This window comes from Brevundimonas sp., from assembly GCF_031082345.1.
Taxonomy (GTDB): Bacteria; Pseudomonadota; Alphaproteobacteria; order Caulobacterales; family Caulobacteraceae; genus Brevundimonas.
In genome coordinates, this window is sequence record NZ_JAVHLH010000058.1 from 1 (window position 1) to 12,606 (window position 12,606).

Below are 12,606 nucleotides of genomic sequence, written 5' to 3' on the forward strand. Positions count from 1 at the left end.
CCCCAACGTCTATCTACCCCCCATGCGCCAGTCCTTCGATGAAACCACCGATCCGTCCTTCGGGGCCAAACACCTGCCGCGCGTCCGCGCGAAGATGGCCGAGCAGGGCCTCGACGGCCTGCTGGTCCCGCACGAGGACGAGCACCAGAACGAATATCTGCCCGAGGCCAACGACCGCCTCGCCTGGCTGAGCGGCTTCACCGGCTCGGCCGGCGCCGGGGCCGTGCTGACCGACCGGGCGGCGGTGTTCGCGGACGGCCGCTACACGGTTCAGGTCCGGGCCCAGGTCGATCCGGCGCAGTTCGAGATCCTGTCGCTGGAGAACAACGGCCTCGCCGCCTGGCTGGAGAAGGCCCCCAAGGGCGCGACCATCGGCTATGACCCGCGCCTGCACAGCCCCGACGCCCTGGCCTCGCTCAAGCGCGCGGCCAAAAAGGCCGGCGCCGTGCTGAAGCCCGTCGAGGCCAATCCGATCGACCTGGCCTGGGGCGCTGAGCGACCGGCGCAGCCGACCGCGCCCGTGGTCCCGCACGACGATCGCTACACCGGCGAGACCAGCGCCTCGAAACGGGCCCGCATCGGCGAGGCGATCCGCGAGGCCGGCGCCGACGCTTCGATCCTGACCGCGCCGTCGTCGATCGCCTGGCTGTTCAATATCCGCGGCGGCGACGTCATCCGCACGCCCCTGCCGCTGGCCCAGGCCGTGGTGAAGGCCGACGGCACAGCGCGGCTGTTCCTCGATCCCCGCAAGGTCACCAACGCCCTGCCGGGCTGGCTCGGCGACGCGGTGACCCTGGAGGCGCCCGAGGCGCTGCCCGCCGCCCTCGACGCTCTGAAAGGGCAGGCGGTCCTGGTCGATCCCGGCCAGTCGCCGGCGTGGTATTTCGACCGGCTCGAAGCCGCCGGCGCGACGGTCGTGCGCGGCATGGACCCGTGCACCCTGCCGCGGGCCTGCAAGAATCCGGTCGAGATCGAGGGCTCGCGTCAGGCCCACATCCGCGACGGCGCCGCCCTGAGCCGGTTCCTGCACTGGGTCGACACGACGGCCCAGCAGACCCTGCCCGACGAGCGCGAGATCGCCGCGACGCTGGAACGCTTCCGCGAAGAAACCGGCGCCCTGCAGGACCTGTCGTTCGACACCATCGCCGGGGCCGGGCCCAACGGCGCCCTGCCGCACTACAAGCCGGTGACCCGCACCATCCGCCGCATCGAGAAGGGCAGCCTGCTGCTGGTCGACGGCGGCGGCCAGTATCTGGACGGCACCACCGACGTGACCCGCACCATGGCCATCGGCGAGCCGACGGCTGACCAGCGCCGGATGTTCACTCTCGTGCTCAAGGGCCATATCGCCATGGCGACGGTGCGCTTCCCCGCCGGCACCACCGGCCACCAGCTGGACGCCCTCGCGCGCCTGCCGATGTGGATGGCCGGTCTCGACTATGACCACGGCACCGGCCACGGCGTCGGCAGCTATCTCGGCGTCCACGAGGGGCCGCAGCGCATCGCCAAGGCCCCCAACGCCCAGCCGCTTCTGACCGGCATGATCCTGTCCAACGAGCCCGGCTACTACCGCGAGGGTCATTGGGGCATCCGCATCGAGACCCTGCAGGTGGTCACCGAACCCGCGGCCATCCCCGGCGGCGAGCGCCCCATGCACGGCTTCGAACAGCTGACCCTGGCCCCGCTGGACCGCAAGCTGATCGACGTCGCCCTGCTGACGCCGGACGAGCGCGCCTATGTCGACGCCTATCACGCGGAGACGCTCGCCAAGGTCGGTCCGCTGCTGGACGGCAAGGCGAAGGCCTGGCTGGACGCGGCCTGCGCGCCCTTGAAATAAGGCGGAACGGCGCCCACCTCCCGGGAGCCGGCGGATGCGTCGCCGGCTTCCCACATTTCAGGAGACGCGCTGATGAAGACGCGCAAGCTGGGCCGCTCGGGCCCCGAGGTTTCGGCCATCGGTCTCGGCTGCATGGGCATGGCCGCCTTCTACGGCCAGCCGTCCGACGAGGGGCAGGCGACGGCCGTAATCCACCGCGCGCTCGACCTCGGCGTCACCTTCTTCGACACCGCCGAGATGTACGGCCCGCACACCAACGAGATCCAGCTCGGCAAGGCCCTCGCCGGCCGCCGTGACGAGGCCTTCATCGCCACCAAGTTCGGCATCGGCTACAATGCCGACCGCACCGCTTTGGCCGTCGACGGCTCCCCGGCCAACGTCCGCCGCGCCATCGAGGGCAGCCTCAAGCGGCTGGGCGTCGACCACGTCGACCTCTACTACCTGCACCGCGTCGACCCCGACACGCCGATCGAGGAGACGGTCGGGGCGATGGGCGAACTGGTGACCGAGGGCAAGGTCCGCTTCCTCGGCCTGTCGGAGGCCGCCCCCGCCACCCTGCGTCGGGGCCATGCGACCCACCCGATCACCGCCCTGCAGACCGAATACTCCCTTTGGAGCCGCGACCCCGAGGACGAACTGCTGGCCGTTTGCGACGAACTGGGCATCGGATTCGTGCCCTACAGCCCGCTCGGCCGCGGCTTCCTCTCGGGCGAGATCAAATCGGTCGACGACCTGGCGCCCGACGACTTCCGCCGCGCCAACCCGCGCTTCCAGGGCGAGAATTTCCAGAAGAACCTCGACCTGGTCGAGGCTGTGAAGGCCATCGCCGCCGACAAGGGGGTCACCGCCGCCCAGCTGGCCCTCGCCTGGGTGCTGGCGCAAGGGCCGCACCTCGTGCCCATTCCCGGCACCCGCCGCATCCGCACCCTCGAGGAGAACGCCGCCGCCGTCGACCTGACCCTGACGCCGGAAGACCTCGCCCGCATCGACGCGGTCTTCCCCAGGGGCGCCGCCGCCGGCCACCGCTACGCCGAGGCCGCCCGCTCCGCCCTGAACCGCTAGCCCCCGATCAGAGCCAGCCATTCGTCCTCGGTCAGCACCTGAACGCCGTGCTTCTGCGCCTCGGCCATCTTCGACCCCGCCCCGGGCCCGGCGACGAGATAGTCGGTCTTCTTCGACACCGACCCGGACACCTTGGCCCCGAGGCTCTCCGCCCGGGCTTTGGCCTCGTCGCGGGTGAACCGTTCCAGCGCGCCGGTGAAGACCACGGTCTTGCCCGCGACGGCGGTGTCGGACTTCGGCTTCTCGGCGTCCTCGATCCGGTCCAGTTCGGCCACGAGGGCGTCGACCATGGCGCGGTTGTGGGTCTCGCGGAAGAACAGCGCCAGGGCCCGGGCCGCCACCGGTCCGACGCCCGACACGCCGGCGATCTGGCCGAGCCCCTCGGATGGCCCCTCGTTGCGGGCGATCTCGGCCAGCCGGACCAGCCCCACCCAGTCGTCCGCCAGGGTCGCCAGCCCGCGCCGCGCCGGGGCGGCGAGACCGGGGAAGGCGAGGGCGATCTTCTGGTCCAGCGGCGCCTCCGGCCACGGATCTTCAGCGGGCGGCGACGCCTCCGCCAGCGCCGCGACCACGCGCGGCGACACGGCGTGGGCCTCGTTCAACCGGACCCAGGCCTCGCTCGGGATGCCCTCGGCCGCGGCGAGGCAGGCGGCCTCGAAGGCGGGCCAGGCCTCGAAGGCGCGGGCCAGGACGATGGAGGTCTGCTCGCCGATGTCCCGCACCCCGAGCCCATAGATGAAGCGGTCGAGGGCGATGGTTCGCCGGGCGTCGATGCCGGCGACCAGATTACGCACGCTGGTCTCGCCATAGCCGTCCTCGGCCCGCAGGGTCTCCAGCTTCGCCTCGTCCCGGGCGAGGCGGAAGATGTCGGCGGGCTGGTTGATCCAGCCGCGTTCGTGGAAGGCGACCAGCTGCTTCTCACCCAGCCCCTCGATGTCGAAGGCGCGGCGGCTGCAGAAATGCTTCAGGTGCTCGATGCGCTGGAACGGGCAGGCCAGTTCGCCGGTGCAGCGCCGCACCACGCTCTCGACGCCCGAGGCGTTGGTCTCCTTCACCAGCGCCGTCTTCAGCGGGCAGATGCAGACGTGGGGAAACTCGTACGGCTCCCCGCGACCGGGACGATCCGCGTCGACCACGCCGAGGATCTGCGGGATCACGTCGCCGGCGCGCTGCAGGGTGACGGTGTCGCCGATGCGAACGTCCAGCCGGGCGATCTCGTCGGCGTTGTGCAGGGTGGCGTTGCGCACCACCACGCCGCCGACGGTGACCGGATGCAGCCGCGCCACCGGCGTGTGCGACCCCGTGCGCCCCACCTGGATGTCGATCCCCTCCAGCACCGTCTGGGCCTGCTGGGCCGGAAACTTGTGGGCGATGGCCCAGCGCGGGGTGCGGGCGACGAAGCCGAGGCGCGCCTGCCAGTCCAGCCGGTCGACCTTGTAGACCACGCCGTCGATGTCATAGCCGAGCGTGGCCCGGTCCGCCTGCAGCCCGTCGTAGAGCGCCATCAGTCCGGCCGCGTCCTCGACCCGGCGCGAGCGGTCGTTGACCGGGAAACCCCACGCGCGGAGCGCCTGCAGGGCGTCCCACTGGGTCTCGGCGAAGGAGGCCGACACCTCGCCCCAGGCGTAGGCGAAGAAGCGCAGCGGCCGCTTCGCCGTGATCGTCGGGTCCTTCTGGCGCAGCGAGCCGGCGGCGAAATTGCGCGGGTTGGCGTAGGTGCGCGTCCCCGCCGCCTCGGCCGCGGCGTTGAAGGCGTCGAAGGCGTCGTTGGGGGCGTAGACCTCGCCGCGCACCTCGATCACCTCGGGCCAGCCGGCGCCGGACAGCCGCTCGGGTATGTCGTCGAGAGTGCGCAGATTGGCGGTCACGTCCTCGCCGGTGCGGCCGTCGCCCCGGGTCGCGCCGCGCACCAGCACGCCGTTCTCGTAGCGCAGGCTGGCCGACAGGCCGTCGATCTTGGGCTCGGCGACGAAGGCCACATGCGCGTCCGCGGGCAGCTTCAGGAACCGGCGGATGCGGGCCTCGAAATCGGCCACCTCGCCGGGGTCGAAGGCGTTGTCCAACGACAGCATCGGCACGCCGTGGCGAACCTCGGCGAACTGGCTCGACACCGCCGCCCCGACCACCTGCGACGGCGAATCGGCCATGGTCAATTCGGGGAAGCGGCTCTCGATCTCAAGCGCCCGGCGCTTCAGCGCATCGTAGTCGGCATCGGAAATCTCGGGCGCGTCGTGGCTGTGGTACAGGGCGTCATGGTGCGCGAGCGCGGCCGTCAGCCGGGTGAATTCCTCCCGGGCCTGGTCCTCGGTCAGCTGATCGACGGCGGTGTCGGCCATGGGAATCGCGTTCGCTCCGGTTCTTCGCCCGACTTCTAGCACCCCCGGCGAACGCCGCGAGGGCGCCCCGGTTTCCCCTCTCATGACATGAGCTTAACCTGACGCGCGCGCCGCCGTCTGCTAAGCGTCCGGGCATCAAACGGAGCCCCCATGCGTCATCTTCGTCTCGCCGCCCTTTCGCCGCTGGCCGCGGTCCTGCTGCTCAGCGCCTGCGGCACCGCCCCGACACCGGAGGTTCCGGCCGCGCCGCAGCCGTCGGCCATGCACGCCCAGTTGCTGGAGGATGTGCGCATCCTCTCCGCCGACGACATGCAGGGCCGCGACACGGGGGCCGCGGGCGGGGCGATGGCGCGGGCCTATATCGTCGGCCGCCTTGAGGCGCTGGGCGTCGCCGCCCCGCCGATGGGCCGCGAACAGCCGTGGGAGATGCAGGGCCGCACCCGCGAGGGGCCGAAGACCTTCAACGGCGTCAATGTCCTGGGCGTCATCCCCGGCACGCGCGTCGCCAATCGCTACATCGTCGTGACGGCCCACTACGATCACGTCGGCGTCTCGGACGGGCAGGTCTACAACGGCGCCGACGACAACGCCTCGGGCGTGGCCACCATGCTGGCCCTGGCCGCCGATCTGAAGCGCCAGGCGCCCGAGCACAGCGTGCTGATCGTGGCGCTGGACGGCGAGGAGCGCGGCCTGCTGGGCGCGCGTCATTTCGTCGAGGCCCCGCCGGTGCCGCTCGAATCGCTCGCCATGAACCTGAATTTCGACATGACCGCCCGCGCCGAGACCGACGGCAAGCTGTGGGTCACCGGCACTCACCAGCACCCGGGCTTCCGCCCCCTGCTTGAAGCGCTTCCGGCCAATGGCGCGGTCGCCCTGGCCTTCGGCAAGGACACGCCGCAGGACACCGGCGAGGACAACTGGGTCAACGCCTCCGACCACGCGGCCTTCCACCGGGCCCAGGTGCCGTTCCTGTACCTCGGCGTGAACTACCACCCCGACTATCACCGCCCGTCGGACGACTTCGTCACCATCACGCCCTCGGTCTTCATCAGCGCCACCGAACTGTCGATCGCCAGCTTCCGGGCCCTGGATCGCGGGCTGGACCGCTAGGAGTCGACACCAGCGGCCCCGCGTGGTGGGCTGCGGGCCGGAGGGTCCAATGCCCAGCAGATTTCTTATCGGCGCCGCGCTTCTGGCGGCGCTCGGACTCGCGTCGTGCGAGCGGGCGTCCGCCCCCGCGGAGCCCCCCGCGGCGGCCTTCAGCCACGCGCTCACGGCCGACATCTCCGGCTACTACATGCCGGCGGAGCCGGTGCGGATCGGCCAGTGGAGCCTGGACCATCTCTTCGTCGGCCAGGCGTCGGAGTTCGAAAGCTGGGAGGGTGGGTCGCGCAGCGACACCTTCGCTCCGGTGATGATCCAGTTCGACGACGCCTCCAGCCCGATGGTCGCCACCGAACTGGGCGAGGCGCACAGCGTCACCGCCCGGGTCCTGCCGACGCGTTATGAGGTGACGGACGCCTCCGTGATGTTCGAGGGCCGGTCGCCCGAACAGGGGCGAGTGACGTTCGACGGCCGGCTGGACGCCGACGCGCTGGCGACGTCGAAGCGCAATCTCGGCGGCGACGGAGTCGTGCTGACCGGAACCCTGACGGCGGGCGGCCGGACGGTGGAGAACGTCCGCCTGCGGTGGTGGATGGGCGACTGAGCGCTCACGTCCCGTTGCGGATATCCAGCTTCAACCCGAGGGCTTCCGCCAGGGCCTTGCCGCGCCGGCGGGTCTGTTCGCCCAGCAGCACATCGGCGTAGCCGTCCGCGGCGGACAGGACCAGCACGCCGTCGGTGACGGCGACATGGGCGTTGACCAGCAACTGCGGCGACCGCCCCGACAGATCGCAGGCGAGGCGGATGGCGAGGCCGAGGGCTCTCGCGGCGGTCCTCTGCTCCTCGTTCAGCAGGCGGGCCATGGTGTCGCCCTCGGGCGTCGAGGCGCCGCCGCCGTAGCGGGCGTTGACGGCGGTGGCCAGGAAGGCGCGTTCGGCGTGAGTCTGACCCGGGATCGGGGCCCGAAGGACCTGGTCGAAGGCCAGTTCGGTGCGGTGGTCCGGGTGCAGGCGGGCGCCCAGATCGGCCACCCGGCAGGCCGCGTCGGCCAGAACCCGGTCGCGCTTCGCGTCGAAGGCCGTGGGCAGGGCGTCGACGATGGGGCCGATCCAGCCGTAGAGCGCGCCGGGCAGGCCGGGCGAAATGCCCTGGCGGGCGCCGAGCGCGGTGCAGCCGGCCAGCAGCGGATCGGCGGCGGCCGTCTCCTCGTCGAGCGCTTCGAAGAGCAGACCTTCGCGCACGCCCCAGGCCGACAGCACGATCCGCTTCAGGCCGAGGCGGTCGATCAGACCCTCCAGCACCAGCGCCGCGTGCGGCAGGGTCTCGGCCCGCTTCCTCGACAGCCCTTTCCAGCGCTCCAGCGATGTCCGGGACGAGCGGGCGATCAGTCCGGCGATGTCGCGCGCCTCGTCGGCCTCCATGACGTACTGGTGGACGATGTGCAGCGGGTACCGGACGTGGCCCATGTGGACCTGCGCCAGAGTTCGCCACGCCCCGCCCACCGCGTAGAGGGTCTCGGTCTTGTAGTCCCCCGCCGGCTTCAGCCGCGCGGCGATCTTTTCGCGCAGCTTGCCGGGGTCGAAGGGGCCGTCGTTCGCCAGGGAGAACGGTCCAAGCGGCAGGGTGACGCCGCGCCCCACGCGGCCGTCCTCGATCCCGACCAACTCCAGACTGGAGCCGCCCAGGTCGGCGGCGACGCCGCGCGCGGCCGGCATGCCGGCGATCACGCCGAGCGCGGCGTACCGCGCCTCTTCCTCGCCGGAGAGGACACGGATGACCAGGCCGGTCTCCGCCGCCACCCGTTCGCAGAAGGCCTGACCGTCCGTGGCCTCGCGCACCGCCGCCGTGGCCGCGACGAAGGTCTGGGCCGGCTTGACCCCGTCGATCACCGCGGCGAACCGCTTCAGAGCCGTCAGCGCCAGCGCCGCCCCGTCCTCCGACAGCCTCCCGGTCGCGGCCATGTCCCGGCCCAGGCCCGCCAGCACCTTCTCGTTGAACACCGTCCAGATGGCGCGGCCTTCCAGCCGGTACAGCACCAGGCGCACCGAGTTCGAGCCGATGTCGATGACCGCGAATTCGCGGGCTGTGGCGAACGCCGGCACGGCGGGTTCGGGCATCAACGCTTCTTCCGGGACGGCTCGTAGCTCAGCTGGCCGGGCAGGGTCTTCACCTTGCGCCCGCGGCCCGACAGGCTGGGATTGGTCATGAAATACCTGTGCGCCGAGAAGGGGCGTTCGGGATCGGCCGGAGCCACCCGGCGATAGTCGCCGTCGGCGTCCAGCACCCAGCTCTGGGCGTCGTCCTTGAGGTTGGCCACCATGATCTGATCCAGCACCTGGTCGTGGACGGTGGCGTTCAGCACCGGTGTCATCAACTCGACGCGGCGGTCGAGGTTGCGTGTCATCCAGTCAGCCGACGAGATGAACAGCTTCGCCTTGTCATGCGGCAGATCGCGGCCGTTGGCAAAGGCGACGACCCGGCTGTGTTCGAGGAAGCGGCCGACGATGGACTTGACCCGGATGTTCTCGGACAGCCCGGGCACGCCCGGGCGCAGGCAGCAGATGCCGCGCACCACCAGTTCGATGCGCACGCCCCACTGGCTGGCCCGATACAGGGCGTCGATGACGCCGGGATCGACCAGGGAGTTCATCTTGGCCCAGATCGCGGCCGGCTTGCCCTTGGCCGCCGCCGCCATCTCCGCGCCGATCAGGTCGATCAGGGTCGACTTCATGTTCAGCGGCGAAACCACCAGGGCTTCCAGCTTGTCGGGCGTGGCGTAGCCGGTGATGTAGTTGAACACCCGGGTGGCGTCCCGGCCCAGCATCGGATTGCAGGTGAACAGGCTCAGGTCGGTGTAAATCCGGGCCGTGACCGGGTGGTAGTTGCCCGTGCCGAAGTGGCAGTAGGTCTTCAGGCCGTCGCCCTCGCGCCGCACCACCACGCTCAGCTTGCAGTGGGTCTTGTACTCGACGAAGCCGAAGACGACGTGGACGCCGGCCCGCTCCATGGCCCGGGCCCACTTCAGGTTCGCTTCCTCGTCGAAACGGGCCTTGAGCTCGACCAGGGCGGTGACGTTCTTGCCGTTTTCGGCCGCCTCGATCAGGGCGGCGACGATCGGGCTGTCGCGCGAGGTCCGGTACAGGGTCTGCTTGATGGCGATGACGTGCGGATCGCGGGCCGCCTGGCGCAGGAACTGGACCACCACGTCGAAGCTCTCGAACGGGTGGTGGATCAGCATGTCCTTCTCGCGCACGGCCGCGAAGATGTCGCCGCCGTGGTCGCGCACCCGCTCCGGATAGCGGGGCTCGTAGCCGGGGAATTTCAGATCGGGATGGCCGCTGGGAATGATGTCCGAGACTTGGGCCAGGCCCAGCATGCCGTCGACGAGCACGATGTCCTGCGGCGCGGCGTCCAGCTCGTTGGTGATGAAGGTGCGCAGGTCGTCGGGCATCGACGCCTCGATCTTGATGCGCACGACCGAGCCCAGGCGGCGTTGTTTCAGCGCCTCCTCGAACTCCATGACGAGGTCTTCGGCCTCTTCCTCGATCTCGATGTCCGAGTCGCGGATCAGGCGGAACACGCCGTGCTCCAGCACATCGCAGCCGGGGAACAGGTGATCGATGAAGAGCATCAGCAGGCCCTCCAGCGCGACATAGCGCCGGCGGCCCGGCTTGGATCGTCCGTCGGTGGCCAGGGGCCAGAACCGTTTCACCTGGGTCGGCACTGGCACCAGGGCGTAGAGCATCCGGTTGTCCGAGCGCCGCCGCAGCTTCAGGGCCAGCGAGAAGCCGAGGTTGGGCAGGAACGGGAACGGATGGGCCGGGTCGATGGCCATCGGCGTCAGGATGGCGAACAGCTGGTTCAGGAACTCCGGCTCCAGCCGCTCGCGCTCGGTCCTGTTGATCTTGTCCGGGTCTACCACCTCGATGCCGGCGGTGGTCAGTTCCTTGCGCAGCTTGCGCCAGCGTCGCTGCTGCTCGTCCATCAGCCGGCCCGCGGCCACGCTGACCTTTTCAAGCTGTTCGGCCGGGGTCAGTCCGTCGGCGGACAGGACGCGCACCCGCTCGCGCACCTGGCCCTTGAGGCCGGCGACGCGGGTCATGAAGAACTCGTCGAGATTGTTGGCCGAGATCGACAGGAAACGCAGCCGTTCCAGCAGCGGGTGGGCCGGATTGGCGGCTTCCTCCAGCACCCGGCCGTTGAACCTGAGCCAGGAAATCTCGCGGTTGAAGTACCGCGTCGGCGAGGCCATCAGCTCTTCCGACAGGTGCAACTGCGGGGCGCGGGAGGAGGGGACCTCCTCGCCGGTGGTGGTGTCGCTGATCGCCGCGTCGCTCATGTCTGTGGTTCTGACGCGCGCCGGGGGCGGCTGCAACCTCGATCACGGACAGCGAAACACCGGCCGATCTCGGGATCGGCCGGGGTTCCTTCCGTGGGCTGACGGCTTACCAGCTCCAGGCGTCGTAGATGACGTCGATGATGTAGCCGTCGTATTCGTCGATCAGATAGATGTGGTTGTCGACCAGCACCCACCGCGTGCCCTCGGGCGGATAGCCGAGGCCGTAGGTCCGCCAGTCGTCCAGCCGATAGCGCCAGAAGATCGACGGCAGGTAGTCGCCGACCCGCCAGGTCTGGTTCCAGTAGCTGCGCGGGACGTTGTAATAGCCGTAGCCGGGCGCGAAATAGAAGCCGATGCGGATGCCGCTGTAGCCGCGCCAGCGCCGGTCGTTGCGCCACCAGTCGCGGCCGTGACGCCGGCTCCAGTCGCGCCGCCACCGGTCGCCGCTGAAGCGCTGCCGGAACTCCCGGTACTCGCGGCGCTCCTCGCGGCGTTCCTGCCGATCCTCGCGGCGGTCCTGACGCCGATCCTGACGGTCCTCGCGCCGGTCCTGACGCCGGTCCTGGCGGGTGTCGGGACGATTGGGCCGATCCTGACGATCCTCGCGCCGGTCCTGCCTGCGGTCCTGGCGGTCATCGCGGCGATCTTCACGCCGCTCTTGCCGATCATTGCGCCGGTCCTGACGGACCTCGGGGCGGACCGGAGGCGTGGGACGTTCGAGGCGCCGCTCCTGGCGGTCCTCCCGGCGATCCTGCCTGCGCTCCTGGCGGTCCTCCCGCCGGTCCTGGCGGACTTCGGGACGGGCCGGACGCTCCACCCGCGGCTGGGGCGTCGGGGTTTGCGGCCGGGCGGGCGGCGCCGGCTGTTCAGCGCGAGCGGCGGCGCGGGCCTCGCGTCGCTGTTCACGAATCTCGGCGCGGTTCGGCGCCGCCTCCTGCGCCAGCACGGTCAGCGGCGAGGCCGCAGGGACGATAAAGGCCGCGACTGCGGCGGCGACCATCAAAGAGCGTTTCATTCTCGTTTCTTCCTGCACGCCCCTGTCAGACGGCTTGACTGTCAAGGTTGCGTTCGCCGCATGAACCGTGACTGAACGAAATGCGGCATCCGCCGAAAGCCGACACGAAAACGCCCCGCAGGCGGACCGGCGGGGCGCTTCGCTCCAGCAATGCAGCCGGATCTAGAACACGTCGTGCAACACGCTCGCGATCAGCCCGGTGGCGACGGCGATCATCACCACGTCATTGCCGGCGTGGACGTAACGATAGCCGCGCGGGGCCGGGCGCAGGCCGTAGACGTACGGATCGCGCACATAGTAGCGGCGGTAGGAGGCGGGCAGGTAGCCGCCCCGCTGCCAGCGGTAACCGTAGTAACGCGGCTCGACCCGATAGTAGCCGTAGCTCGGCGCGTACCAGTAGCCGCTGCGGGCGCCGCGATAGTCGCGGAAGTCGTCGCGGCCACGCCACCAGTCTCGATTGTTGCGGTCCCAGCGGCGGTCCTGGCGACGATCCCGGCGGAAGTCGCGGCGATCATCGCGGCGTTCCTCGCGGAATTCGCGGCGGTCCTCGCGGCGGTCCCGGCGGTAGTCGCGACGGTTATCGTATTCGCCCCGGCGCCAGTCCCGGCGGTCGTCACGGCGTTCCTGACGATACTCCCGGCGATCCTCCCGCCGGTCCTGGCGGTAGTCGCGGCGATCCTCGCGGCGTTCCTGGCGGTCGCGGCGGCTCTGGGCCTCGGCGACCATCGGCGCGGCCGTCGTGGCCAGGGCCAGGCCGATGATCGCGGCCCGGGCGAAGCGCTTCATGATACTCTCCATCCTCTGTCGGGACGGAAAGGCTGAACCGGCCCGTTAATCATAAGGCAAGGTCTCGCCCCGGCGATGAACTTCGCCTGAACGTCTCTGTCAGGTTCGCTCAGCGTTCCGCCGGCGG

At 70.4% G+C, this 12,606-nt stretch carries 9 protein-coding genes; 4 read left to right on the forward strand and 5 right to left on the reverse strand.

The genetic code is table 11. The annotated features are described in order from the left end of the window. Window positions 1–22: 22 nt before the first annotated feature. Window positions 23–1,837 (forward strand): aminopeptidase P family protein, encoded by a 1,815-nt coding sequence (locus tag RDU12_RS05715; RefSeq protein WP_300292262.1) that lies wholly within the window; start codon window positions 23–25, stop codon window positions 1,835–1,837. 72 nt (window positions 1,838–1,909) lie between these two features. After that, window positions 1,910–2,899: an aldo/keto reductase gene (locus RDU12_RS05720; RefSeq protein WP_300292264.1), complete on the forward strand. Its 990-nt coding sequence runs from the start codon at window positions 1,910–1,912 to the stop codon at window positions 2,897–2,899. Here the strand turns inward: RDU12_RS05720 and ligA are convergent. Then, complete coding sequence (gene ligA, locus RDU12_RS05725) at window positions 2,896–5,235, reverse strand: NAD-dependent DNA ligase LigA (protein WP_308684245.1); 2,340 nt, start codon at window positions 5,233–5,235, stop codon at window positions 2,896–2,898. The two genes, RDU12_RS05720 and ligA, sit on opposite strands and share 4 nt — an antisense overlap. 150 nt (window positions 5,236–5,385) lie before the next feature. Here ligA and RDU12_RS05730 point away from each other — a divergent pair, with 150 nt between their 5' ends. Further along, window positions 5,386–6,345, forward strand: a complete 960-nt coding sequence (locus RDU12_RS05730) for a M28 family peptidase (protein ID WP_300291716.1) — start codon at window positions 5,386–5,388, stop codon at window positions 6,343–6,345. A 49-nt stretch (window positions 6,346–6,394) separates the two neighbouring features. Beyond that, window positions 6,395–6,943, forward strand: a complete 549-nt coding sequence (locus RDU12_RS05735) for a hypothetical protein (protein ID WP_300291718.1) — start codon at window positions 6,395–6,397, stop codon at window positions 6,941–6,943. 4 nt (window positions 6,944–6,947) lie between these two features. Here the strand turns inward: RDU12_RS05735 and RDU12_RS05740 are convergent, their stop codons facing one another. The 4 genes from RDU12_RS05740 to RDU12_RS05755 form a co-directional block, all read right to left on the reverse strand. Next, on the reverse strand, window positions 6,948–8,456 hold the full coding sequence (locus tag RDU12_RS05740) for a Ppx/GppA phosphatase family protein (protein ID WP_308684246.1): 1,509 nt from the start codon (window positions 8,454–8,456) through the stop codon (window positions 6,948–6,950). Beyond that, entirely contained in the window at window positions 8,456–10,678 is a 2,223-nt protein-coding gene (locus tag RDU12_RS05745) for an RNA degradosome polyphosphate kinase (RefSeq protein WP_300292366.1), read from the reverse strand. Before RDU12_RS05745 ends, RDU12_RS05740 begins: the two co-directional genes overlap by 1 nt. 106 nt (window positions 10,679–10,784) lie before the next feature. Then, on the reverse strand, window positions 10,785–11,693 hold the full coding sequence (locus RDU12_RS05750; RefSeq protein WP_308684247.1) for an RcnB family protein: 909 nt from the start codon (window positions 11,691–11,693) through the stop codon (window positions 10,785–10,787). 162 nt (window positions 11,694–11,855) lie between these two features. Then, window positions 11,856–12,479, reverse strand: coding sequence for an RcnB family protein (locus RDU12_RS05755; RefSeq protein ID WP_300292664.1), 624 nt, complete (start codon window positions 12,477–12,479; stop codon window positions 11,856–11,858). Window positions 12,480–12,606: the final 127 nt, after the last annotated feature.